The 25,080-nt window shown below is 75.4% G+C and carries 12 protein-coding genes; 1 reads left to right on the top strand and 11 read right to left on the bottom strand.

Annotation, left to right across the window (positions count from 1 at the left end; genetic code table 11):
- Window positions 1-5 precede the first annotated feature (5 nt).
- The 3 genes from ACFVTF_RS10545 to ACFVTF_RS10535 are packed head-to-tail and all read right to left on the bottom strand — an operon-like array spanning window position 6 to window position 10,852.
- Window positions 6-7,376, bottom strand: coding sequence for a thioester reductase domain-containing protein (locus ACFVTF_RS10545; protein ID WP_387811785.1), 7,371 nt, complete (start codon window positions 7,374-7,376; stop codon window positions 6-8).
- A gap of 57 nt (window positions 7,377-7,433) precedes the next feature.
- Window positions 7,434-8,291 carry a class I SAM-dependent methyltransferase gene (locus tag ACFVTF_RS10540; RefSeq protein ID WP_387811782.1) on the bottom strand — a complete coding sequence of 286 codons (858 nt, stop codon included), beginning with the start codon at window positions 8,289-8,291 and terminating at the stop codon, window positions 7,434-7,436.
- Window positions 8,288-10,852 (bottom strand): lantibiotic dehydratase, encoded by a 2,565-nt coding sequence (locus ACFVTF_RS10535; RefSeq protein ID WP_387811779.1) that lies wholly within the window; start codon window positions 10,850-10,852, stop codon window positions 8,288-8,290. The genes ACFVTF_RS10540 and ACFVTF_RS10535 overlap by 4 nt, the downstream gene beginning before the upstream one ends.
- A 119-nt stretch (window positions 10,853-10,971) precedes the next feature.
- Between ACFVTF_RS10535 and ACFVTF_RS10530 the strand changes: the two genes are divergently transcribed.
- Entirely contained in the window at window positions 10,972-12,171 is a 1,200-nt protein-coding gene (locus ACFVTF_RS10530) for a M20 family metallopeptidase (RefSeq protein ID WP_387811776.1), read from the top strand.
- A 107-nt stretch (window positions 12,172-12,278) separates the two neighbouring features.
- Here the strand turns inward: ACFVTF_RS10530 and ACFVTF_RS10525 are convergent, their stop codons facing one another.
- Genes ACFVTF_RS10525 through ACFVTF_RS10490 form a run of 8 tightly spaced genes read right to left on the bottom strand, consistent with a single transcriptional unit; the run spans window position 12,279 to window position 25,079 of the window.
- The gene (locus ACFVTF_RS10525; RefSeq protein WP_387811774.1) at window positions 12,279-12,950 is read right to left on the bottom strand and encodes a VOC family protein; all 672 of its coding nucleotides are present in this window, start codon (window positions 12,948-12,950) and stop codon (window positions 12,279-12,281) included.
- A complete protein-coding gene (locus tag ACFVTF_RS10520) occupies window positions 12,950-14,053 on the bottom strand; it encodes an NAD(P)/FAD-dependent oxidoreductase (RefSeq protein ID WP_387811771.1) in 1,104 nt (367 codons plus the stop codon). The genes ACFVTF_RS10525 and ACFVTF_RS10520 overlap by 1 nt, the downstream gene beginning before the upstream one ends.
- A complete protein-coding gene (locus tag ACFVTF_RS10515) occupies window positions 14,025-15,137 on the bottom strand; it encodes a hypothetical protein (protein ID WP_387811768.1) in 1,113 nt (370 codons plus the stop codon). The genes ACFVTF_RS10520 and ACFVTF_RS10515 overlap by 29 nt, the downstream gene beginning before the upstream one ends.
- Window positions 15,130-16,395, bottom strand: a complete 1,266-nt coding sequence (locus ACFVTF_RS10510; RefSeq protein WP_387811765.1) for a metallopeptidase TldD-related protein — start codon at window positions 16,393-16,395, stop codon at window positions 15,130-15,132. Before ACFVTF_RS10510 ends, ACFVTF_RS10515 begins: the two co-directional genes overlap by 8 nt.
- The gene (locus ACFVTF_RS10505; protein WP_387811762.1) at window positions 16,392-18,692 is read right to left on the bottom strand and encodes a lantibiotic dehydratase; all 2,301 of its coding nucleotides are present in this window, start codon (window positions 18,690-18,692) and stop codon (window positions 16,392-16,394) included. The genes ACFVTF_RS10510 and ACFVTF_RS10505 overlap by 4 nt, the downstream gene beginning before the upstream one ends.
- Window positions 18,689-20,173, bottom strand: a complete 1,485-nt coding sequence (locus ACFVTF_RS10500) for a hypothetical protein (RefSeq protein WP_387811759.1) — start codon at window positions 20,171-20,173, stop codon at window positions 18,689-18,691. The genes ACFVTF_RS10505 and ACFVTF_RS10500 overlap by 4 nt, the downstream gene beginning before the upstream one ends.
- Before the next feature lie 8 nt (window positions 20,174-20,181).
- A complete protein-coding gene (locus ACFVTF_RS10495; RefSeq protein ID WP_387811756.1) occupies window positions 20,182-22,524 on the bottom strand; it encodes a lantibiotic dehydratase in 2,343 nt (780 codons plus the stop codon).
- Window positions 22,521-25,079, bottom strand: a complete 2,559-nt coding sequence (locus ACFVTF_RS10490) for a hypothetical protein (RefSeq protein WP_387811753.1) — start codon at window positions 25,077-25,079, stop codon at window positions 22,521-22,523. The genes ACFVTF_RS10495 and ACFVTF_RS10490 overlap by 4 nt, the downstream gene beginning before the upstream one ends.
- Window position 25,080: the final 1 nt, after the last annotated feature.

Genomic DNA, 25,080 nt, shown 5'->3' with positions numbered 1-25,080 from the left:
CTGGCTCAGTAGGACAGCCCCGGGCAGTACACCCCCTGCCGCGGCGCCGTGTACGAGCCGCGCACCACCAGCGTCTCCAGCCGCTCCAGGGTGATGCCCCGGGTGCGGAACGCCCAGCTCAGGGTCTCGGGCAGCAGCCGGCCCGGGATGCGCAGCCGGGGCGGCGCGCCGTCGGGGACGGCCCGGCGCATCAGCTCGCCGGCGCCCGTGTACAGCGCCCGTGCCGCGGCCTCCGAGACCGCCGTCAGGTGGCCCAGGTCGGACAGGCCCGTGGTGTAGCCGGCGAGCGCACCGCTCGACCGGTCGACGACCACGTACGGCTGCGACCAGCCGAAGGCCCGCTTGGCGGCCATGTGGATCTCTCCGTCCCGCGCGTGGCCGTTGACGGAGCGGTACAGCGCCTGGCACGCGGGCACGTCGTCCTCGGTCATCGCGCGCACCGTGAAGCCCGCCATGTTCGCGGGGGTGGGTGGCGCGTACCCGGCGACCAGGGACAGCTGCTCGTACGGGGCGAAGCCGAGCGAGGAGTAGAGCCGGTACGCGCCCAGGTTGTTGGTCACCTGGACGGCCCGGACCGAGCCCCGGTCGTGCCGGGCGGCCGCGCCGATCACCTCGTCCATCAGCAGTCGGCCCACACCGCCGCCCTGCGCGTCGGGCGCGACGCTGAGCGGGCCGAAGGCGGCGACGGACTCGCCCAGGACGAGGAAGTTGGAGCCCGTCACGGAGCCCGCGCCGTCGACCGCCGCGTAGGCGAGGCAGCCCGGGGCCGCGAGCCGGTCCCGGAACATCTCCGTCACCTCGTCCACCGACGACCACTCCGGGGCGAGACCGAGCGAGGCGTTCAGGGTGTTGAAGGCCTCGAAGCAGATGCCCGCCATCGCCGGGAGGTCCTCCCACGCCGCCTCCCGGACCCGGAGGGCCTGCGCGCCGCCGTCCACGGCGTCGCCGCCGGGGAGGTCACCGGCGCCCGGTTCGGCGAGGCGGCCGATGCCCGGTTCGGCATCGCGGCCGGCGCCCGGTTCGGGGAAGTAGCCGACGCGGACGAAGAACCCGACGTACTTCTCGAAGAGTTCACGCGTCATCGGCGGGCAGTCGACGCCGGTACCGGCCAGCAGCTCCCGGGTCTGCGAGGTGTCGACGGACAGGTAGTGGTTGCGTCCGCTGTAGATGGTCGATTCGAAGGCGTCGATCATCGGGACCATCGCGTTGTCGCGGTCGGCGCGGATGCGCCGCACCCAGGCGTCCCAGCGCAGTTCGTCGAGGCGGTAGCCGAGGGAGCGGAGGGATTCCGTCATCGCGGAGAACGGGAGGTGCGTCCCGTTGGCGAGGTGGTGGTTGCGGCCCGCCGCCCGGTCGTCGCGGGACAGCCGCAGGATCGCCGCGCTGACGTGGTCGACCGGCACCAGGTGGAAGATGCCGGCGGGATCCTGCGGTACGGCACCGGCCTGCACGATGCCCTTCATGCTCAGCCAGACGAAGTCGTGGGTCTGGCAGAAGCCGCGCTCCGAGTCGCCGGAGATCTCGTCCACCCGGTAGACCGAGACCGGCAGGCCCCGCCCCCTGGCGAGTTCGATGATCTGCTCCGCCACCAGCTTCGTCTGCCGGTAGCCGGACGACAGTGCCTCGGCGGGGCCCGGCGGATCGGTCACCTGGAGGGCCTGCCCGGGGACCGCCTCCGCGGCGAACACGCCGGTGGACGAGACGTGGTGGACGGGCACGGTGCGGTGCCGCGCGGCCAGGCGCAGGATCTCCGCGGTGCCCGTGACGTTCGCGTCCTTCAACGCCGAGTACGGGTAGAGGCCGTTGACGGTCGCGGCGGCGTGGTAGACGCTGTCCACGCTGCGGGCGAGCGCGTCGAAGCGTTCGGGGTCCAGCCCGAGCAGCGGCCGGGCGAGATCGCCGACGACCACGGACAGCCGGTCCGGGTCGATGCCGTCCCAGAACTCGTACCACTCCAGGTTCTTGCGCAGCCGCGCCCACGCGTCCGCCTCGTCGGCCCCGCGGACCAGGCAGTGCACGGTCGCACGGGTCGTCCGCAGCAGGTCGCGCAGCAGGTACGCGCCCAGGAACCCGGTCGCGCCGGTGAGGAGCACCTCCCGCGGGTCGTCCGCGACCCGGATCACCTCGTCGGCGGGGGAGATGTCCGCCGCCAGGACGACCTCGGCGGCGAAGTCCACCGCGTCCTCGTCGACGCCCGGGGTGGCGGACACCGCGGCCAGTACCTTCGCGAGCAGGTGGTCGGCGAGCACCGCCGGGGTCGGGTGCTCGAAGACGAGCGTCGGGCGCAGGCTCACCCCGCAGAAGTCGCTGAACTGGTTGCGCATCTCCACGGCCATGAGGGAGTCGACGCCGAGTTCGAGGAACGGCACGTCGGGGTCGACGGCGTCCGCGCTGTCGTGGCCGAGCACGGCCGCGACCCGGGTGGCGATCCGGTCGATCATGTGGAGCAGCTGCTTCTCCTCGTCCAGTCCGGCGAGCACGCCGGCCAGGCGGGCGGCGACCTCCGGGCGCTCACCCGGCTTGAGCACCCGCCCGGACGGGGCCGCTTCCTCAACTTCCGCCTTGGCCACGGCCGGTGCCGGTGACACGGCGGGAGCGGCGAGTGCGGGCAGCCAGTGACGCTTGCGCTGGAAGGCGTAGGTCGGCAGCGTGACGTGGCGGGCGGCGGTGCCGTCGAAGAACGCCGCCCAGTCGACCGGGACACCGGCGGCGTGGAGCGCGGCGGCGACACCGACGGCGGTCGCGGCACCGGGCCGGTCGCGCCGGGAGACCGGCAGCGCACGGTGGTCGTTCGGCCGGCCACCTCCGTTACCCCCGTCACCCCCGTCGGCGTCGGCGTCGTCGGCGATCTGACGCACCAGGGCCGTCAGGGACGCGTCCGGGCCCAGTTCGACGAAGGTGTCGGTGCCCCGCTCCCGCAGGGTCCCCACCGCGGCGGCGAACCGGACGGCCGAGCGGAGCTGCCCGGTCCAGTACGCGGGTGTCAGCAGTTCCGCACCGGCGAGGGCGCCGGTGACCGTGGAGACGAGCGGCACGTCCGGCGCACGGTAGGTGACGGTCCGGGCCACGGCCTCGAACTCCTCCAGCACCGCGTCCATCCGAGGCGAATGGAATGCGTGACTGACCGTCAGGTGCTTGGTCCTGCGGCCCCGTTCGGCAACCGCCCGGGCGACCTCCGCCACGGCGTCCTCGTCGCCCGAGACCACGACGGAGCGGGGCGCGTTCACGGCGGCGATCCCCAGCCGGGACTCCTGGCCGGAGAGCAGCGGCAGGACCTCGTCCTCGGTGGCCTCCAGCGCGATCATGGCGCCGCCTTCGGGCAGCGCCTGCATCAACTCGCCCCGGGCGGTGACCAGTCCGGCCGCGTCCGCCAGCGAGAACACCCCGGCGACGTGCGCGGCGGCCAGCTCGCCGAGGGAGTGGCCGGCGAGCGCGTCGGGACGCACCCCCCAGGACCGCAGCAGCGCGAACTGTGCGACCTCCAGCGCGAACAGGGCGGGTTGGGCGAAGCCGGTGCGGTGGATGCGCCCGTCGTCCGCCGCGTCTCCGTCGGCGAGGAGCAACTGCCGTACCTGCGGCGTCAGATGGTCGCACACCGTGTCCAGCGCTTCGGCGAACACCGGGAACGCCTCGTAGAGTTCACGGGCCATGCCCGCCCACTGGGAGCCCTGGCCCGTGAAGAGGAACGCCGTGGTCCGGGCGGCACCGGCGTGATCCGTGGTCAGTCCGGCCGCGGGCTCGCCCTCCGCGAGCGCGCCGAGGGCGCGCAGCACTCCCTCCACCCCGTCCGCACCGCGACCGAGGTCCGCGACGACGGCGGCCCGGTGTTCGAGCCCGGCCCGGGACAGTGCCAGGGTGCGCCCCACGTCCACGGCATCCCGCCCGGGCGCCGCGCGCAGGAACGACTCCAGCCGGCGGGCCTGGTCGCGCAGCGCGGCCGGGGACTTCGCGGACAGCAGCCACGGCACGGCGGTGAGCGCCCGGACCGGGGCCGGGGTCTCACCGGACGGGACCGGGGCCGGGGCCTCCTCGGCCGCGGGGGAGCGCGGCGCCTCCTCCAGGACGACATGGGCGTTGGTGCCGCTGATGGCGAAGGAGGACACCCCGGCGCGCCGGGGCCGTCCGCCGGCGGTCGTCCACGGCCGCGCCTCGTCGAGCAGCCGCACGGCCCCCGACGACCAGTCGACGTGCGGTGACGGCCGGTCCACGTGCAGGGTCGCCGGGAGCACGGCGTGCCGCATCGCCTCCACCAGCTTGATGACACCGGCCATGCCCGCGGCGGCCTGGGTGTGGGCGATGTTGGACTTCACCGAGCCGAGCCACAGCGGCCGTTGAGGGTCCCGGCCGCGCCCGTACGCGGCGAGGATCGCCTCGGCCTCGATCGGGTCGCCGAGCATGGTCCCGGTGCCGTGGGCCTCGACCAGGTCGACCTCGTGCGCGGCCACCCGGGCGTTGGCGAGCGCCCGGCGGATCACCCGCTGCTGCGCACGGCCGTTGGGCGCGGTGAGCCCGTTGGACGCGCCGTCCTGGTTCACGGCGCTGCCCCGGATCACGGCGAGCACCTGGTGGCCCGCCCGCTGCGCGTCCGAGAGCCGTTCGAGCAGCAGCACCCCCGCGCCCTCGCCGAAGGCGGTGCCGTCCGCCGCGCCGGCGAAGGCCTTCACCCGGCCGTCCGGGGCGAGGCCCCGGTGCCTGCTGAAGGTGATCATGTCGTCCGGGGTGGACATCACCGTGACCCCGCCCGCGAGCGCGAGCCGGGACTCGCCGGAGCGCAGGGAGCCGCAGGCCAGGTGGAGGGCCACCAGGGACGCCGAGCAGGCCGTGTCGACGGTGACGGCGGGGCCGTGCAGACCGAGGGTGTAGGAGACCCGGCCGGACATCACGCTGCCCGAGGTGGCGAAGCCGAGATGGCCCTCGTACTCGGATCCGGGCGCGGCGAGCGTGCTGTACGTCTGGCCCTTGGTGCCGACGAAGACACCGGTCTCCGAGCCGGCCAGGCCGGTCGGGTCGAGGCCCGCCCGTTCGAAGACCTCCCACGCGACCTCCAGCATCAGCCGCTGCTGCGGGTCCATCGCCGCCGCCTCGCGCGGGGCGATGCCGAAGAAGCCGGCGTCGAACGCGGACGGGTCGGCCAGGAAGCCGCCGCGCGAGACGTAGCTGGTGCCGGGGTGGTCGGGGTCGGGGTCGAACAGGGTGTCCAGTGCCCAGCCCCGGTCGGCGGGGAAGTCCGAGGTGGCGTCCCGGCCTGCGGCGACGAGGTCCCACAGCTGCTCGGGCGACTCCACCCCGCCCGGGAAGCGGCAGGCCATGCCGATGATGGCGATCGGCTCGGCGCCGTCCGGGTCGGGCCCCGCGGGGGCCGTACGCTCGGCCGGGAACGCTTCGGCGGCCGTGCGGGTGCCCGCCGGCTCCGTCGGCTCCGACGGTTCTGTCGACTCCGACGGCTCCGTCAGCTCCGCGACCAGCCGGTCCGCGAAGGCGGCGGGTGTCGGGTGGTCGAACACCGCGGTCGCCGGGAGCCGCAGCCCGACCAGCGCGCACAGCCGCCGCCCGACCGCCACGACGGCGAGGGAACCGAGGCCGAGGTCCACGAACGGCCGTGTGGGCGCGACCCGTTCGGCTTCGACGCCGAGCGCGAGCGCCACCTCGGCGCGGACCAGGTCCAGCACCGTCCGGGCCCGCTCGGCCGCCGTCAGCGCCGCGAGACGGCCCGCCCACTCGCCCCGGTCGGACGCGGCCCCGCGCTCCCCGCGCTCCCCTTGTTCCCCGCGCTCCCCGGGCCCGCCGGTGGACGCCGTGCCGAGCAACCGGGGGTCCGCGGCCGCCAGCAGGTGCCGGGTGACCTTCCCGGACGCGGTGCGCGGAACGCACGCGACGGCGTACACCTTCTCCGGCACCTTGAAGAAGGACAGCCGCGTCCGGCAGTGCTCGAACAGCGCCTGGACGTCGACGCCTTCGGGGCCGGGCACCAGGTACGCGACGGGCACCTCGCCGAGCACCTCGTGCGGCTCCCCGCCCACCGCCGCGTCGGCCACGCCCGGCGCCGTGCGCACCACGTCCTCGACCTCCACGGGGTGGATGTTCTCGCCGCCCCGGATGATCAGCTCCTTGAGGCGGCCGGTCAGGGTCACCTGCCCGAGGGCGTCCCGGCGGGCCAGATCGCCCGTGCGGTACCAGCCGTCCCGCAGCACCTCCGCCGTGGCGTCGGGCTGCCCGTGGTAGCCCAGCATCAGGTTGGGGCCGCTGACCCAGACCTCGCCCTGCTCGCCGTCGGGCACCTCGGCACCGGAACCGCCGTCCACCAGGCGGATGTCCACGCCCGGAACGGGCGGCCCGGCCGCCCCGGCCGTCCGGTCGCCCGTCGGCCGGTTCGAGGTGATCGCGCCGGTCTCGGTCGATCCGTACTGGTCCACCAGCGGGACCCCGAAGGCCTTCTCGAAACGGCTGCCGAGGGAGGCGCCGCCGGCCGAACCGGCGACGAACCCCAGCCGCAGCGACGGCAGTCGGGTGTGCTCCTGGCGGGCGCGGTCCAGCAGGTAGTGGTACGTCGTCGGCACCCCGGCGAGGAAGGTCACCCCGTCGTCGCGCAGGGCGTCCAGCACCTCGGAAGGGGCGAAGCCGCTCATCAGCCGGGCGCCGGCGCCCACGGCCACGACCGCCATGACGCACAGGTTCTGGCCCAGGCCGTGGAACAGCGGCATCGGCCACAGCAGCCGGTCGTCCTGCGTCATCCCGAGCACACCCACGTGGCAGGCCTCCACCAGCCACAGCGAGCTGCGCAGGGAGTAGAGCACCCCCTTGGGGCGGCCGGTGGTGCCGGAGGTGTAGAGCATCCAGGCCGGAGCGTCGAGCGGGTTCTCCTGGGGCGCCGGCCCGTCGTACGGGGTGCCCGCGAGCGCCTCGTACGCGGTGACGTCGTACCCGGTGGTGTCGGAAGCAGTGGTGCCGGGGGAGCTGCCGGTGAGCACGATCGAGGGCCGGGGCAGGCCGGACGCGGCCACCGCGCGCAGCAGCACGTCGAGCCGTGCCGGGTCGCACAGCACCACCGACGCCCCGGAGTCCCGCAGGAAGTGGACCAGTTCGGCCTCGGACGCCTGCGGATTCAGCGGCACGGTGATGCCGCCCGCCCGGATGACGGCGAGGCAGCTCTCCACCATCTCCACGCTGTTGCCCATGAGGACGGCGGCCCGGCCGCCGTTCTCCAGTCCCAGCGCGGCGAGCCGGCCGGCGAGCCGAGAGGTCCGCAGATCCAGTTCCCGGTAGCCGACGCCCCGCCGGGCGTCGGCGAAGGCCACCTTGTCCCCGATCCGGGCGGCGTGTCCGCCGAGCAGTTCGGACAGCGGACGGATCAGCGAAGGGGTCGTGTCAGGAGCCATGTCATCGCACCTCTCGGCTCTGTGTTCAGCGCTTGGTAGACGGTCGTGGTCGTGCCGTCAGCGAACGGCCAGCACGGTCCTGGTCGGGCAGGAGAACTCCAGGGAGCCGTCCGGCCCCGCGAGCACCCGCAGCGCCTCGCGCGCCTCGTCGGTCGCTTCGGCCACCCGCTCCGCGGGCACCAGGTCCCACTGCACGCGGGTGGTCACGGTCCTGGTCCACGCCAGGTAGTCGTCGATGGTCTCGAAGCGGGAGTCCGCCGGGACGTGGCGGATCCGCACATCGCTGAAGCCGGCGGCGAGGAAGGCGGCGGCCGTGGACTCCTCACCGGCCAGCGGGCCGCCGAGGCCCAGGACCACCTGCCACGGGTCGTCCACCCCCTCGGGGAGGTGCTTGGCGAGCACTCCGGCGAGGATCTCGGCGGACTCCCACCCGGCGGCCAGCCTGCCGTTCTCGGTGGGGAAGGTGGTCGCGGCGAACCTGCCCCCGGGGCGCAGCGCCGCGGCGGCGCAGGACAGGGCCTTCTCCGCCTCCGGCAGCAGGAACAGGACCATCCCGGCGCTCGCCGCGTCGAACGGCTCGGCGAAGGCGAAGTCCTGGGCGTTGCCCAGCTCCGCGCGGGCCCGGCCGGCGACGCCGCGGGCCGTGATGTCGGCCGTGCAGGCGTCGACCATGCCCTGGGCCTGGTCGATGCCGAGCACGAAGCCCTCCGGGCCCACCGCGTGGGCGATCGGGAACAGGCAGGCGCCGCGTCCGCAGCCGATGTCGAGCACCCGCTCGCCCGGCGACAGCTCCAGGGTGTCGGCGATCATCTTCCCCAGCGGGTGGAAGATCATCTGGCCGGCGGAGTCGTACTGCTCGGCGGCCTTGTCGTAGGCGTCCCTCACCAGTGAGGTGATGCGGAGGTCCTCGGTCATGACGCGCTCTCTTCCTGTTGTTCCGGGGTCGGCGGATTGTCGGACGTCACCGGCCGCACGATGCAGCCGAGACGGAATTCGGCACAATGCGTTTCGTCCGCCACGCGCCACCACAACTGGTCCGGGGTGGGCAGCATTTCGGACACGACGACTTCCCCTCCGGGAAGTCGCGCGATATCGATCACCGACAGCGGATCGGCGAAATCGACGTACAGCGGCTTGGGCTCGGCCGGATGCTTCACGTAGACGTGGCGCGGCATTCCCAGGGCGGCCCGGAGCCGTTGCACGGACAACCACTGGGTGACGGTGTCCGCGGTTTTCTCCGGAGCCCTTTCCGGAATGCTCAGCCGCCAGCGGGCCCGCTGGACCACGACACCGTCCACCACGATCCTGGGGGTGTACGCCCCGAGGTCGACCGGTACCGGGACCAGCGCGGGCCGGGACACCGCGCGGTGCAGCGTCGACGACAGGTCGCCGGGGTAGAGCAGCCGCCGCCGCCCGTCCACCACCACCGCGTCGGCCGAAGCGGGCACGACGGCGTCCGCGATCGGCGCCACGTCGGCCCGGTCCTTGCCCGAGAGGCCGCTCAGTTCGATGGCGGCACCGGGGAGTTCGGGGGTCACATGGGCGCTGCGCCGGCGCGAGACGATGGTCGCGGCGCTCCCGGGCGGCACGGCTCGCGCCACCCGCTCGGTGAAGCCGGCCCACAGCCCGTCCGGGTCGCTGTGCAGCGGACGCTCCAGCCCGCCGAAGATCGAGCTGCAGTCGTCGTGCAGCTCCGAGAGCACCCAGTCGGCGGTGGCCGGGTCGGGTCCCGCCACCATCAGGTCGGGGCTCGGCAGGCAGGCGTCGTCGGGGCCGTACGTCACGGTGTCCCACAGCGGCGCCAGTGCCTCGGCCAGTTCGCCGCCGCTCAGCTCCACGACCGGGGGGCGGCCGTCGGCCGTTCCCGCGGCCGCCACGGCCCGCCCGACCAGGCGGCGCAGCACGGCGTCCAGCCGGTCGCGGCGCGGTGAAGGAGCGGGTATCTCCCGTGCGGCCAGTGCGGCGAGCGGCGCCGGGGCGCCCGCCAGCTCGGCGCGCAGGGCGTCGCGGGCGTCCTCCCTGGCCAGCAGCGCCGCGAGGAACACCAGCGGGAACACCGCCTCGGTGACCTCCCGGATGCGCTCCACGACCGGCGCCCCGAAGCCGACGCGCTCGCTCAGCGGACTCGACCTGTCCTCGTGGAACAGCTCGCGGTCGGCGTAGTGCCGTCCGCTGTCCTGCGAGACCCGCCCGCCGTCCGCCGCGCGGGCCGCCCGTACGGCGAGGAGGTGCGCCGCCCGTTCGGGCCAGGGCGCCCGCGCGTACGTGTCGCGGACCTCCGCCAGGTCGACCACCGGGTCCGCGGGGTGCTCGGCCGCCAGCCTGGTCAGCGCGTGCAGCTCGGTCGCCGGCAGCCGCCAGGGGGAGACGACCAGCGCCGGCCCGAGCGCCTTCACCAGCCCGGCGGCGTACGCGTCGTCCGACCCCGCACCGGGCGGGGTCGGCACGGGGCCGGCGGCGCTGAGGAGCGAGTCGAGCCGGCTCCCCGGCGCCGCGGCGGCGGCGCCCCACAGCGCCAGCGCGGGCCCCGCGACCCTGAACCTGCGCCCGTCGACGGCCCGTTCCAGCACCGGGGACGAGTCCGGCCGGCGGAACAGCGGACTGGGCCACACCCGTTGCCGCGTCAGCGGTACCTCGCGGGCGGCCTGCTCCCGCAGCTCCTCCACCAGCCAGGCACTCGCCTCCACCACGACCTTCTCGCGGCCGGGCGCGCCGATCAGCAGGGTCTCCTCCTGCTCCGGCACCAGGCGGCCGAACAGCACCGGGCCGAAGAACGAGACGGTCTCGCACTTGGTGGCGAACCGGCGCAGGTAGCGGTGCAGGGTGTCGACCCGGCGGCGCAGGGTCTGCGGCAGGGCGCCGCCCCCGTCCCGCGCCTGCGCCCAGCCCGGGTGCGTCAGCGGCGGGGTCTCCAGGGCCGTGTGGTGGAACGAGGGGTTCGACACGAACACGGCGTGCCCGAAGTCCTCGCGGCCGGCGGCCCGCGCGGTGTGCAGCCGGGCCCGGAGCAGGGCCGCCTCCAACTCGGTCCCGGCCGCCGCCAGCCGCTCGTCGAGCGCGGCGACCAGGGCGTTCCAGCGGGGCGCCCAGTCCGGCGCGCCGGTCGCCGCGAGGACCGCTGCGCACCGCTCGTCCAGGGGCGCGCCCCCGTCCACCAGCCGGCGGCAGCTCTGCAGGGCGCGCAGCGACCGCTGGCGCGGTTCGACCGTCCGTACGGCCTTGCGCAGCCCCGGCCACAGCTGGTCCAGGAAGTGCGCGCGCTCGGCGGCGACGGCCTGCTCCGCCGCGAGCACCCCGGCGGCGGTGCCGAGCAGTTCCTCGGACGCGAGCCCGTCCAGGAGTCCGGCGGGGAAGCCGGTCGCGCGCAGCAGCGACCAGGGCATCGTCTCGACCGAGAGCTCCCCGGCGCCCGCCCGCACGTTCCAGGTCAGCGACGTCGTCGGTGGAGCTTTCGGTGAATCCGTCAGTGACGCCATGTCAATTCTCCAGACTGGTCTCGCTTTTCGTCGGAGACTCCGGTAGGAAGGAAAAGGCCAGGGAATTGTCCGGTCATCCGGCCGGCGGCGATCCCGGTCATGCGGAGGGGAAAGAGAAGATGCGAATCTCGTCTCGGATCATGCGTGGTTGTCGCGAAAGCGTCGAACGCGACGAGCACGAACTGATAGCGCTGTCGAGGAGTATTCACGCCGAGCCGGAGACCGCGTTCAAGGAGCACCGCAGCGCCGCCAAGGTGAGCGGCCTGCTGCGGGACGAGGGGTTCGAGGTGGTGTCCGGCGTCGGCGGCCTGGACACCGCGTTCACCGCCCGTTACGGCAGCGGCCCGCTCACGGTCGGGCTGTGCGCGGAGTACGACGCGCTGCCGGGCCTCGGCCACGCCTGCGGCCACAACATCATCGCCGCCTCGTCGGTGGGCGCGGCCCTGGCGCTGAGGGACGTGGCCGACGACCTCGGCATCACCGTCATGGTGCTGGGCACCCCGGCCGAGGAGGAGGGCGGCGGCAAGATCGCCATGCTGGAGGCCGGCGTCTTCGACGAGGTGTCGATGGCGATGCTCGTCCACCCGGCCCCCGAGGACAACTGCGCTCCCCGCCCCCTCGCCCTGGTCGAGCTCGAAGTCCGTTACACCGGGCGCGAGTCGCACTCCGCCCTCGCCCCGCACCTGGGCGTCAACGCCGCCGACGCCCTGACCGTGGCGGAGGTCGCCGTCGGCGTGGGCCGCCAGCACTTCGAGCCGCGGCAGCAGGTGCACGGCATCGTGACCCGGGGCGGCGAGGTGCCCAACGTGGTCCCCGCGCACACCAGCGCCCTGTACAACCTGCGGGCCGCCGACATGGAGTCCCTGGGGCGCCTGGAAGCGCGCGTCAGGGCCTGCTTCGAGGGCGGCGCCGTCGCCACCGGCTGCACCCACGAGGTCCGCTCGACACCCGCGTACGCCGAACTGGCCCACGATCCCTTCCTGGTGGCGGCCTACCGGGCGGCGGCGACCGAACTGGGCCGCCCCCTGGTGTCCCCGGAGGAGGAGCGCGCGATGCCCACCGGCAGCACCGACATGGGCAACGTCAGCCGGGTCCTGCCCAGCGTGCACCCCAGCATCGGCATCGACAGCGGCGGCGCGGTCAACCACCAGCCGGAGTTCGCCCGGGCCTGCGTGGCCCCGGCCGCCGACCGGGCGCTGCTCCAGGCGTCCGTCGCCCTGGCCTGGACGGCGGTGCAGGCCGCCGAGGACGACCAGGCCCGGGAGCGGCTGCTCACGGCCCACGCGGCTCGTCGTGACGCGGGCCGCACGGCCGGCTGACCGCCGCCGGCCGGACCTGCCCGGCCGGGCGGGCCCGGACGCCCCGGCCGCGGCGGTGCTGCGGCCGGGGCCGCCCGGTGCCCCCGCGGGTGCGGGGCGTGCGGGGGTCACGGAAGCCGCACCACCGTCTCGCCCTCGGCGGTGTCGACGTGCACCGCCGTGATGCGGGGGCCGGCCGCGGGGTCGACGAGGACGTCGAGCGCGGCGAGTCCGGGCCACCGGTCCGCCCAGTCCCGCTCCGGCGCCGGGCCCGTCTCCAGGCGCCGCAGCGACGTCGGGCACACCCGGTGCCCGGCCGCCCGGAGATCGCCCGGCACCCGTGCCGCGCGCGCCCGCGGGTCGCCGTAGCTCAGGAAGAACGGCAGCACCCGGCTGCGCCACGACAGGTCGAACGCCGCCTCCGCCCACGGCACGCTCCCTCCGTCGGCCCGGACCGACTCGCCGCGGAAGAGGTCCGGATCGGCGCCGGTGACCGCCTCCACCTCGCGTGCGGTGGACTCGATGTCGTCGGTCAGCGCCGCCCAGTTGAGGAAGTCCGGCCCGTCCGCCGTCCGTTCCAGGAACAGCCGGCCGAAGTCCTCGCCCGCCAGCCGCCGTTCGTCGTGGGTGACGAGCAGCTCCAGGTACTGCACGTCGGGCGTGTCGAAGGGCACCACCCAGCTCGTTGTGCCGTCCGGGTTGGGGCTGCCGTCGGTGATGCCGAACCCGTACTGGTCCCACAGCAGTTCGCGCAGCGGCTCGATGGTCCGCGCGCCGAGGATCACGTGGTCGATGCGCATCAGGAGGCACCGCCCAGGGCGTGCGAGGGGCACATGCTGTACGGCAGGGCCTCCCAGTCGTCGCCGACCAGGCCGGCCGCCATGCCCTTGCCGGTGGCGCGCGCCGAGAGCAGCCCGTGCCCGGCGTGGCCGGCCGACAGGAAGATCCGCTCGTGGCCGGGCAGTGCGCCCGCCAGCGGCCGTCCGGTGCCGGAGACCGGGCGCAGTCCGGCGCGGAGCTCCACGGGCACCGAGTCCGCGAGCCCCGGCATGACGGTCGTGGCGAACCGCAGCAGGTTGGCGATGCCCTGGGTGGTCACGTGCTCGGCGAACCCGGTGTCCTCCTCCGTCGCACCGACGATGACGTCGTCACCGACCCCGGGCGCGAGGTAGTAGGCGGAGGACAGGATGCAGTTCAGCTCCTCGTCGGTCCGCAGCACCGCCATCTGCCCGCGCTGCGGCCGGACTCCGGTCGCCTCGGCCAGGCCCTTGCCCGAGCTCCAGGCGCCGGCGGTGATCACCACCCGGTCCGCGCGGAGCGTCCCGTCGGAGGTCACCACCGAGACGGCCGCGCCCTCCTCGCGCACCTCCCGGACCGTGACGCCCTGCTGCCAGTCGACGCCCCGGGCCAGGCACCGGCGCCGTACGGCGTCCAGGTAACGGCGGCCGTCGATCATCAGCCCGTCCGGGTCGAGGAGGTAGCGCCTGCTGGTGGGCAGCTTGAGCCCGGGCGCGGCCTGCGCGAGGGCGCCGTCCTCCACCCAGTCGCCGACGCCGAGCCCGCTGAGCACGTCGCCGTGGGCCTGCACGTCCGTCTCGCGCAGGGCGCGCAGGATGGGCCTGGCCACGCTGAACGCGCCGTACTCCGGCTCCAGCCGGGCGACGTCGGCGTCCAGGTCCCGCTTGGCGGTCCGCAGCCAGTCGTAGAACTCCCGGTCGGTGAGGTAGCGCAGCGAGGGAACCGCCACCCCCGCCGCGCGGTTGGTCGAGTGCCCGGGTTCGGCACCGGAGTCGAGCACCCGGACGGAGGCCCCGCTGTCGCTCAACTCCTCGGCGAGGCAGGCGCCGACGATCCCTCCGCCGACGAGCGTGAAGTCAGGGGGTGATGACGGTGACGACGGCATGTCCTGCACCTTCCATTTCGGCCGCGCCGGCGAGTACCAGCGAGCGGGTGGTCACGTCGCTGTCGCTGTGGACAGCCATGGGTGGGCCGGCCAGGCCGCGGGCCCGGCGCAGCAGGTGGACGGGCTTGCCCCGCAGGGCGAGGCGGAACCAGCCGCCGGGCCGGTCCGCGACCCTGGCCAGGCACTGGAGCCGGACGGTGCCGTCGCCGTGGTAGCGCTGGAGGCCCTCCACGCACCAGACGAGTTCCACCGCGTCCGGGGGCACCTCGGCCCGGGGTCCGTCGAGTTCGAGCCGGGCCAGCGGCGGCGGGCCGAACCCGCCGGTGTCGTGGTCCCACACGGCCCGGCCGAGCGCGATGCCCTCGGCGAGCGGGGGCGGCGGGCAGATCCGGCCGCCGTCGACCAGGACGGTGGGCAGCGCCGGGTCACCCCGGTCGTCCAGCCCCGAAGCGTCCTGCCCTGGCCCGTCCGGCCCCGATCCGGGCGGCGCCGACGGCAGGTCGGTCAGGGTCAGCTGCGGCAGGATGCGCCGCCCCGCCAGCCGGGCGGCGGTCGCGCGGCCTCCGCGCGAGGTCAGCGAGAAGGCCGCACCGGCCACCAGCACCGACGCCGCGGAGGGCCGCAGCAGCAGCGGCCGCTCGCGCCAGTCCTCAGGCGGGTCGGCCGGGACGAACGGCGCCGAGAGCGCCCCGAGTTCGTCCCAGGGCAGCGCCTCCACGAGCCCGGCCGGATCCCCCGGGCCGCTGGTGCCGAGCAGCACGGGGCCGCCGGGGGTCTCGACCCGGGCCAGCAACTCGGCCCGCCTGGACACCGGCAGGCCGTCGCCGTCACGCCACTCGTGGACCTGCGCCACCGCGCTCTGGAGCCCGGCGACGGCCGACGCGGTTCGTTCGGCCGCCTCGGTGAGCAGCAGCCCGGTCTCCTTGCCCGCGTCCTGGTCCGGCGACCCGGCGACCCGGCGGGAGCCGGTGACCCGGCCCGTCGCGTCCCGTTCGAGGCGCAGGGTGTCGAGCGAGACGGTCAGCCGCGCCGCGCCGCGGGTGGGCGTGACGATTCCGGAGGCACGGGTCCTGGTCTCAGCCACGGGCCACCGCCCGCAGCCCGACGAGTCCGGCCGGCAGCCGGAATCCGGCGTTGGCGAACGACACCGGCACCGGGTACTGCCCCAGCTTCCCGCAGCCCCCGGTGGCCCGCAGGTAGGCGGCGACCCGGTGCTCGTAGGGCCGCAGGCCCGCGAGCACCCGCGCTCCGTCACCGGTCACCGTCAGCGGGCCCAGCCGGGCGGTGCTGCCGTCGGCGCGGTGCAGCAGCGAGAACGGGGCGTGGAAGACGAAGGCGCCCGAGGCGATGTTCATCATGTCCAGCCGCAGCCCGTACGGGGCGATCCAGTCGCCCGAGGGCGGCTCCGGCTCGGCCGAGGCCTCGATCAGGGCCACGGTGTGGGTCATCCGGGGGATCGCCGGATGCCGGTAGCTCTGCTTGCGCCCGTGGCCCGTGCCGGGGCCGCCGCCGAGCAGGGCGGCGAGCGCCCGGTCGGTCATCGGCCGCCCCACCGTGCCCCGGTCGATCAGCCGCAGGGTGCGGCACGGGGTGCCCTCGTCGTCGAACGGGCTGCGGTAGCCCGGCCCGTCGTGCGCCCCGCCGTCGAGCACCGACAGCCACCCGGGTGCGACCGGCCGCCCGGCGCGCGCCCCGAGGTAGCTCGTTCCGGACGCGACCACGTCGGCCTCCATCGGGTGCCCGACGATCTCGTGGAAGAACGCCCCGGCGAGACCGGGCAGCAGCACGAGGTCGGCGCCGTCCGGGAGTTCGGCGGCGAGTGGCAGTGCGAGGCGTTCGCGCACCGCGTCGGCCGTCCGCACGGCCGCCTCCCTCAGCCCGCCCGGATCGGAGCCCGCGGGGGCGCACAGCAGCGACCGGGAGTGGACGGTGCCGTCGTCGCCGGTCAGCCTGGTCTCCAGGGTCGTGACGATCCGCTCCGTGGTGGCGACGCCGTCCGCGCTGCCGGCGGCGACGTGCTGCTGGGCCACACCCAGGGTCAGCTCCGCGCCGGTCTCGGCGGCGATCCCGGCCAGCTCGGCGCGCAGCTCGGGGGTCAGCTCGAACAGCGGCCGTTCCTGCACGGCGCGCAGCGCGTCGGCGGCCTCCGGGCCCGCCCCGGCGGCGCCCGAGGCCAGCAGGTCGTCGCCGTCGGCGAAGCGGTGCTCGGTGAAGCCCCGGTCGAGGTGCCGTTCGACGCTCATTCCGCGCACCGAGGTCCGCTCGGTGGAGACGGCGCCGTCCGGGAGCACGTCGGCCCGCATCCGCAGCGAGTGCTCGGCGAAGAGCGTGGTGTGCGTCATCGCGTGCTGCTCCCATCGCTGGTGCCGCTGCTGTCGTCGCTGCCGATGATCTGCATCCGCAGCTCGCTGGTGTAGCGCCGGCCCTCGCCGTCGCGCAGCCACAGCTCGTCCGGCCCCGGCGCCATCCGCTCCACGCCCAACTGCTCGGCGCCGCGCGCCACATGGCTGATCAGGTCCGCCGCGAGCGGCGAGGCCAGGTCGATCAGGTACGGCTTGCGCTCATGGGCGCTGCGGCAGAAGACGAACCGCGTTCCGGTCTCCCGGGCCAGCCTGCGCAGCGCGAGGAACCGAGCTTCGGGTTCCGGCGCCGCGAGCGCCGCCGTGGGCACCTGCCACCGGGACCGCTGCAGGACGACCGACCCCAGGGCCACTTCGGGCTGCGCGTCCTCGGTGGTGAAGGTGGGGTGGAGCACCTGCGGATGCGAAAGGGCGGCGATCGGGGCGTACTTGACGAAGTCGCTCAGCGGGACGTACGCGCTGACCGGCTTGCCGTCCGGATCGAGCAGGGTCACGTCGTGCGGCCCGATCCGGACGGTGAGGTCCTCCGGCTTCAGCAGCTCCGGCTGGTCGTGGTCGGTCCAGGTCAGCGGACGCATCGCGACCTCACGGCCGGGGAAGCGGTAGTAGCCCTTGTTGCGGCGCCCGAAGTCGAGGCCGACGACCGCGCCGTCCTGCGCCGCCGTCCAGGCGGCGGCGTCCGCGCCGAGCCGGTCCGGATCCGGGTGCATCGTGCCCAGCCAACTGCGCACCAGCAGGTGGTGGTGGGCGCGGGAGAGGACGAGCGGGGCGTCCGCGCCGAGCCCGGCGGCGTCCGGCGCCGCGGGGCACAGGTCGATGACCGCGTACCGGTCGCCGGCCAGCGCCCCGGCCTCCTCGGCCAGCCGCTCGACCTCGGACCGCCAGTCGGCGCCGGGGTAGATCGGCGCGTGGGCCGCCTGGAAGGTGCTGGTCGAGTCGGACCGGCTCGCGGCCGCCCGGGTCGCGTACGTGAGGAGGTCCAACTCCGTGGCCGGCGCCCCGGCGGGGCCCGTCCCTCCTCCGGTCTCGTCCGTGAAGGCGTCGCGCACCGCGGCCGCCGCGGCGCGCTGGGCGGACTGGCCGTGCGCGGCGCACACCTCCATCACGGGGGCGAGCTGCCGTTCCCAGTCGCCGACCAGCCCGGCGCCGAGGGTCAGCGCGAAGGGCGACGCGCACTCCTCGAAGAACACGGCGCGGTCGGCGTACGCCGCACCGGCGCCCCGCCTGGCCGGCCTGCCGGTGAACTCGGTGAACCGCTCCTCCAGGGCGGCGACGGCGGCCGCCTTGCGCTCCAGCGACGCCTGCGCCAACTCGTCGATGAGGGAGGAGAGTTCGGCGGTCCGGCCGAGCCACAGTTCGCGGGCCGGTGAGGCGGGCAGCGCGGAGAGCTGGTCCCGCAGGGTCGCGAGCGGCTCCAGGTCGTAGTCGCCGCCGCCGAGGCCGATGGTGACGGCCTCCTCGGCCACCAGCCGCATCAGCGTCCTGGCGACGTCCCGGGCCGGCTGTCCGGCGGCGCGCACCACGTCGCGGAACACCGTTCCGTCCGGGGCCACGAGCGGCAGCAGCGGCTCCCGCGCCGCGTCACCCCGTCCGGTGGAGTGGAACGCGAGATGCGGAAGGATCCTGGGGTCCCGGGCGATCGCCGTGGCCAGCGCACGCGCCGCCCAGTGCGAGAAGAACACCCGGCGGACGCGGGGCACGTCGTCGCGCAGCACGGCGCCCTCGCCCTCGCCCACCGTGCCGTACGCCATGGGCCCGAAGAAGCTCACCGTCTCGTTCTTCGCGCAGAACCGCTGCACGTACGTGAACATCTGGCGGCGCACCCGGCGCCAGCGCGAGGTCAGCGGGCCTTCGTACGCCAGCAGCGGGAGCAGCATGTTGCGGTACGCGTCCGGGTTGGACAGGAACACGGCCTCGGAGACCCCCGGATCCGCCAGCAGGTCCCGCAGCCGCTTGCCGGCCTCGTCGTCGGCCTGCCGGCAGGCGAGCGCGTAGCGTTCCCAGGCGTCGGCCCAGGCGCTCACCGCCCGGCTCCACTGCGGCCCGCCGGACGCCGGCAGCTGCCGCGCCCGTCCGCGCAGCACGTCGGAGCGCAGCGACTCGGCGCGGGGCCCGCCGAACTGCGTCTCCACCAGCTCCAGGACGGTCCGCTCGCGGTCGAGCAGCTCGTCCGCGAGTTCCAGCAGGGAGCGGGGCGCGCCCAGCTCCTCCAGCCAGTCGAACGGCATTCCCGCATGGCGCAGGATGAACTCCCGCCCGATGCGCCACTGTCGGCTCACTGGCTCCTCCGCATCACACCGGCCTGGACCAGCCGGTCGGTCAGTTTCCTTCGGGCCGCGTCGCCGATCCGGTCCAGGACGGCGGTGTCGCCGGACGAGAGCCGCTCCACGACCGGCGTCAGCTTCGGGTGCAGCCGGAACGCGCTGCCCGTCCGCAGGTTCACCACGAACGAACCCGGGCCCCGGCCGTCCGGGCCGGGCCCCTGCCCGGCCACGACGGCGGCCGACGGCTCCCACACCGCCGCCCCGTCCGGTGCGGCGAGCACGCAGCAGGCGAACCGGCCGGGGAACAGGTCGGCCACGGCGCCGAGTTCGGCGTTGAGCGCGCCGATCGCCGCGGTGCGCGCCGTTTCGTCGAGCGTCCCGGGCCCGCTGAACCGGTCCCAGCGGGGCAGGTCGTGCCCCGGGGCCGGGTGCCGGATCAGCGGCACACCGCCCCAGGCCTGCGGTGCCGTGCCGCCCCGGGCCGTCGGCAGCCGGAACGGGCTGAGCCCCGCGAGCCGGGGGCCGGGCCCGGACAGCAGGCTCCGCGCCGTGCCGGTCGTCTCCTCGACACTCACCCCGGGCGCCCCGACGAGCAGTTCGACCCGGAGCAGGGCCCCGTCCGCCGCGTCCAGGACGCTCCGCAGATCGGTACGGCGGCCGTCCGCCCCCGTCACCTCGGCCCAGGACTCCAGCCGTGCCACGGTCAGCGCCGCGCCCCGGCAGTCGCGCCACGCCTCGGCGGGCAGCGCCGCCGCCTCGTCCGGGGCCAGCCAGCCCGCCCAGGGGGCGCCGGCCGGCCAGTCGGCCGCGCGGCGGACCCAGCGGACCGGCGTGCCGTCCCCCGACCACTCCTTGCCCAGCCGCCAGGCCGGAGCCCAGTCGTCGAAGCCCGCCGCCGCCGAGAACGGGGCGAGCGCGCGCAGCGCCTCCCGGTGCGCGGTGGCGAACCGCCCGCACAGCACGACCCGTGCGGGGCCGAGCGCCTTCAGGAGCACCGCGGCGGCCGGGAGTTGCTGATCGGTCTCGATCACCAGGTGCACCCGCCCGTCCGGGGCCGCCGCACGCGTCCACCGCGCCTCGGGCCCCAGCAGCTCGGTCCGCTCCGCGGCCAGCACCACATCGGCGCCGCACTCGGTGGTGCCGCCGACGAGTTCCACGTCGTCCGCGGCCAGCCGCAGGGCCGGATCGGCCTCGCCGGCCAGCCGCAGCGCCATGCCCATGGCCCGCAGCCGGCCCGCGACATGGCCGCCCCGCGCGGTGACCTGCGCGGTGACCTGCGCGCTGACCTGCGCGGCGGCCCGAGCGAACAGCGCCCTGGTCCGGTCCTCCGCGGGGTCGGCCCCGCCGCGCCTGCCGAGGTCGTAGTCCTCGGCCAGTGCGGCGAGTGCCCCGGTGCCCGCGAGGCGGGCGACGAAGTACGCGTTCACATCGATCAGTTCGTCGTCCGGCCCGAGCTCCGGTTCCAGACTCGGATCGAACAGGGGAGGGAGCACCACCCGGCGCGTCACCGCTCACCACCGCCCCGCAGATACACGCAGCGCAGCTCGGAGGCGAAGCGCAGCTCCCCGTCCCGCAGCCAGGCGTCCTCGGGCGCGGGCAGCGTCTCGGACAGCAGGAGCTGTTCCGCCGTGCCCGCCAACCGGGCCATGCCCTTGAGGAGTTCGGGGCTCGCGGCGTCCACGTACACCGGCTTGCGTTCGGCCGGTGACTTGGCGAAGAAGCGGTCGGGCAGGCCCCGTTCCCGGAGCAGCCGGGCGGTGGCGAGCAGCCGCTCGGCCTCCCGCTGGCTGCCGTGCGCCTCCAGCAGCGCCGCGCTCGGCAGCGCCCAGCGGCGCCGCGAGAACACCACGTTGCCCCAGCGCAGCCGCGGCACGTGCGGCAGGTCCGGCAGCACCGGGCGGCGGATCCGGGGTAGTGCCAGCGCGGTGTGCACGGCGGTGTCGAGCTCGCCGTTGTGGAACAGCAGGCTCCGGCCGGGGTGGGTGTCGCCGCGCAGGACGACCCGTTCGCCGTCGCTCTCCAGCCACAGCTGGTCCAGGCCGATCCGCTCCCGGTCCGCGCCGGCCCGGCCGCCCAGTTCGAGCACCACCCCGGGGAACTCCAGCGGCGGCAGCCCGGTCGTACGGCGCGAGATCACGTTGACGGCCAGCTGGTCGCCCAGCGCCCTGCGCACCCCGGCGTCCCGCTCGGCGAGCAGCGCCGCGGCGTCCGGGTGGAACTGCAGCGCCCACGGGGTGAGCAGCGCCGCGTCGTGGATGTCGCCGAGCACGAGCGGCGTCACCCCCGGCTCGTACCCGGCCAGGTCGGGCGCCGCGATCAGGACGTCGATGGAGCACAGCACCGGGGCGACAGGCGGTGGCGGTACGGCGAGCAGCCCGGCCACGTCGAGTTCGGCCCGGTCCGCGCCTGCGGCCTCGATCACCCGGCTCAGCTCGGCGCCGAGCTCCCCGCCCGGCTCGATGGCGAGGTCCGCGCACTCCCGCAGCGCCCGCAGCAGCGGGATGCGTCCCGCCCCCAGCCGGGCCGCGACCGCCCGGTTGGTGCGTACGCGGGTCGCCTCGGCCTCGTGGGCCAGCAGGTCGAGCACCGGCGCGACGGCGTCGCACATGTCGCGGGCCAGCGGTCCACGGACCTCCAGCCCGGCCGTGCCGACGGCGGCCTCGTGGATGACGACCCGGTCGTTGTAGAAGCGGCCGCGTTCCGCCGAGCGGTCGGCGACGGGCAGCAGCGACTCCAGTTCGGCCTGGACGGTCAGTTTCCGCTCGGGCGGCGCCGACGGGTAGCCGTCGAGCAGGTCGAGCACCTTCACCAGCAGGGCCCGCACCCCGGCCGCGTGGGCGGCCGTCTCGGGGTCCGAGGCGTCGATGCGCTCCAGGGTCCAGCGCAGCGGGTCGACGACGGTCGCCGGCGGGCACAGCGTGTGCGTCAGCGTCCCCTTCGCCACGGCGGCCGCGAACGCCTCCACCGCCTCCGGGGCGCCGGCGCCGCACCCGGACGCGATCCCGGCCACCGTCCGTACGCCGTCGGCCTCCCGCAGCAGCGCCGCCCCGACGCCCGTACCGCGGGGTGGCCCCGTCATCGTCTTGCGCACCGGCGCCAGCCGCTCGGCCAGCGCCGGATCGCCCAGCAGCAGGCCTTGCACGGCGTCGTTGACCCGGGCCGCGGTGTGCGCCTGGCGGACCCGGATCGCGGTGTGGCCCTCCCAGACCAGCGCCGTGGCGGCGTCGGAGCCGGGGTCGAGCCTGCCGTAGTTGATGGGCCCGAAGAAGCTCATCGTCTCGCTCTTGGACGCCAGCCGCTGGGCGTAGGAGGCGAGTTGGCGCCGGATCCGGCCGCCGGCCGCACCCCGTGCGAGATCGCGGTGGACGGCGGGCGACGAGCAGACGATGGCGTCGTTGACCCGCGGATCGGTGCGGACGGCGGCGAGCGCCTCGTCGACCGCCGCCGTGTCGGCCTCGACGGTGGCGGCGAGCCGCTCCCGCACCGCGCTCACCCGCTCCGCCGCGGCGTTCCACTCGGCCAGCCAGTCGGCGGGCAGGTTGTCCGACGCGGGCAGCGGCCGCAGACCGCGCAACCTGGCCTGCTGGCCCCGGGACAGCCGCCCCGTCGGGTGCAGCCGTGACGCCACGTCGGCCGACCGGGCCTCCAGGGCGAACAGCTCCTCGACGAGCAGCCGGGTCCGTTCGCAGGACAGTCGCTCGACCATCTGCCAGGGGAACCCGGCGCTGCGCAGGACGACCGTGGGCAGCAGCTCCCAGCCGTGCCGCCGCGCCGCCGATTCCCTGGGCGACCGGTCGGACCGGTCGGATCGGTCGGATCGGCGGGATCGGTCGGATCGGTGGGTCATGACGACGCTCGCTTCATGGCGATCCGGAACTCCGAGGTCACGGGGGCCCCGCCGTGGCGCAGCCACAGCGCGTCCGGCGCCGGCCTCATCTCGGCCAGCGACACCGTCGCGCTGTCACCGGCCAGCACCATCGCCACCAGTGCGTCGACGGCCAGCGGACTGTCCAGGTCGATTCCGACCGGTTTCGGCTCGTGCGCGAGGGAGGCGAAGCAGAACCGGGGCACGCCGTGCCGGGCCCGCAGCGACTGGACGGCGAGGAAGGCGGCGGCGGGGTCGCGCGCCGCGTCGACCCCGAGGTCGGCCCGGTCGAACCACCAGCGTGCCCGCTGCACGAGCAGGTCGCCGACCACGATCCTGGGCGCGAAGTCCCCGATCCGCACCAGCGGCAGCCCCACTCCGGGTGCGGCGAACGCCCGCAGGTGCACGTGGTCGTCCTCGCCGGCGTACAGGGTCAGCTCCCCGTCCGGGGTGCGCAGCCGGGGCGTGCCGTCCACCAGGACGACGCTCAGATCGGTCAGCGGCACGGTCCGCTCCCGGTCGTCGGTGGCCACCGAGGTGATCTCGATGAAGCGGCCCGGGAACCAGTCGGCCACCAGGCCCTTGTGGCGCCTGCGGCGGATCACCGTGGCCAGCCGCTCGGGGCCGCCCCACGGTTCGAGACCCGCCGCGAAGTCGCCCAGCATCCGGTCCTGTTCGTCGCTGAACAGCCCCTGTGAGCCCCAGGCGAAGACGTACGGGTGCAGCTCGCCCAGCACCAGCAGCTCGGCGCCGTCCTCCCGGCTCTCCAGCATCAGGTCAGGGCTGACGAAACGGGGCCGGCCGGGCTCGGGCGCGAACGCCGCGAGTTCGGCGGGGGAGAGCCGGGCCTCCTGGCCCTGCACGGCGGACTCCACCAGCGCCGCGTAGTCCCGCTTGAACCCGATCAGCGGCCCGGCGAGCCGGTCCAGACCGCCCGCCTCGACCGAGGAGCGCATCCGGCGGATCAGCTCGTCGTACGGCATGGCGCCGCCGCCGGCCTCGCGCAGGATGCCCGCGCACAGCTCGGCCGCCGCGTGCTGCTGGAGCTCGCCGTAGCGGGCGGCCACGTCCAGCACCGGGCTGAGCTCGGACTCCCAGCGCCCGGCCACGTCGCCACCGACCACCACCGGGCTCTGGTCGCCCTTGGCGTCCAGGGACACCACCAGCCGGTCCGCGTACATCCGGCCGCCGGCGCGACGGGCGTCGACCTCGGTGAGCCGGGTGAAGCACTCCTCGACGCGCTCCAGCGCGGCCGCCCGGGCGCGGTGGCCGTCGGCCGCCGCGTAGGCGTCGCCCAGGTCGCGCAGCTCCCGCAGCCGTACCGGCCAGGCGGTGCCCTGCGCGTAGCGGTCGGCCCAGGAGACCAGCCAGTCCAGCGGCCGTGCCGCGGTGGACGGCGGCTCGGGCCAGAGCCGGACGGCCCCGGCCTGCCGCAGCCGGTCCAGGACCCGGCGCGTCTCCGCGAGGTCGAGCCCCGCCAGCGCCGCCAGTTCGACGGGGGAGCGCCGGCCGTCGACGGCCTCGGCGAGCTGCCACCGTACGCCGGACAGGGTGATCCGGCGGCCGTCGGCGGACTGGATCGTCCCCGACCCCGACCCCGTCCCCGGCGTCCCGCCCGGTGTCCTGTTCGGTGTCCCGCCCGGCACCTCGCCCGGTGTCCTGCGGCAGGACGGCATCCAGGCCACGGGCGGGCGGTCCCGTACCTGCGGGTCCGTGCCGATGAGCTTGGCCAGCTCGCACACCGCCCAGAACGCGGTCTGCGCCGCCAGGACGTGGTAGCCGCAGGCCGTCTCGGGGCCGAGGGCCGTGCCCTGGGCCCCACGGTCGACCCGGCCGTGCACCAGCGGGCCGAAGAAGCTGGTCGTCTCGTTCTTCGCGCCGAGCCGCTGGCCGTACAGGTAGACCCGGCGGTAGAAGGACCGGTCCTTGGCGCGGTTGCGGCCTGTCGCGCTGTCCTGCTGCTGCCAGCCGTCGACCCAGCGCACCGCCTCGGTGTGGAAGGACGGCGACAGCTGGAGCAGGGCGTCGCACACCCGCTCGTCGCGGAGCAGGTCGCGGACCCGCTCCGGCCGCCGCAGCACCTCCTCACCCAGCGCGGCGGTCAGCCGCTCGCCCGCCCGCTGCTGAGCGGAGTGCGCCGCGCGGTAGCCGTCGACGGCCGATGCCACCGCCGACGCCACTGCCGATGCCACTCCCGATGTCACCGCCGATGCCGCGTCGCCGCCGCGCGGGTCGGGCTCCACCGGCAGCCGGCGGCCCACCCGGCCGCGCAGCTTCGACAGTTCGCGCAGTCCGGCCCGGTCCCGCTCGCGGTCGGCGCCGGTGACGGACTTGGCGATCGCCTCCTGGAGCCCGGCGCGGCTCCGCTCGAACCGCGCCACCGCCTCCCGGTACTCCGCGGCCGCGGCACCCGCCGGCCCGTCGCCGAGAGCGGTCAGCAGGCCGATGCCGAAGCCCGCCCGCCGCAGCAGCAGCCGATCGTAGAGCTGCCACCGGGCCCGCTGGCCCGTCTCCCCCTGGGTCGCATGGTCCGTCATG

Origin of the sequence: Kitasatospora sp. NPDC057940 (genome assembly GCF_042887425.1) — a bacterium.
In the GTDB taxonomy this organism is placed as follows: Bacteria; Actinomycetota; Actinomycetes; order Streptomycetales; family Streptomycetaceae; genus Kitasatospora.
Note: the sequence above shows the minus strand (reverse complement) of the source record. Positions and strands in the feature narration are given on the sequence as shown.

Bases quoted from the DNA above. Each gene is read 5' to 3' on its own strand.
- ACFVTF_RS10545 (WP_387811785.1), bottom strand. From the start codon at position 7,376: ATGGCTCCTGACACGACCCCTTCGCTGATCCGTCCGCTGTCCGAACTG.
- ACFVTF_RS10540 (WP_387811782.1), bottom strand. From the start codon at position 8,291: ATGACCGAGGACCTCCGCATCACCTCACTGGTGAGGGACGCCTACGAC.
- ACFVTF_RS10535 (WP_387811779.1), bottom strand. From the start codon at position 10,852: ATGGCGTCACTGACGGATTCACCGAAAGCTCCACCGACGACGTCGCTG.
- ACFVTF_RS10530 (WP_387811776.1), top strand. From the start codon at position 10,972: ATGCGAATCTCGTCTCGGATCATGCGTGGTTGTCGCGAAAGCGTCGAA.
- ACFVTF_RS10525 (WP_387811774.1), bottom strand. From the start codon at position 12,950: ATGCGCATCGACCACGTGATCCTCGGCGCGCGGACCATCGAGCCGCTG.
- ACFVTF_RS10520 (WP_387811771.1), bottom strand. From the start codon at position 14,053: ATGCCGTCGTCACCGTCATCACCCCCTGACTTCACGCTCGTCGGCGGA.
- ACFVTF_RS10510 (WP_387811765.1), bottom strand. From the start codon at position 16,395: ATGACGCACACCACGCTCTTCGCCGAGCACTCGCTGCGGATGCGGGCC.
- ACFVTF_RS10495 (WP_387811756.1), bottom strand. From the start codon at position 22,524: ATGACCCACCGATCCGACCGATCCCGCCGATCCGACCGATCCGACCGG.
- ACFVTF_RS10490 (WP_387811753.1), bottom strand. From the start codon at position 25,079: ATGACGGACCATGCGACCCAGGGGGAGACGGGCCAGCGGGCCCGGTGG.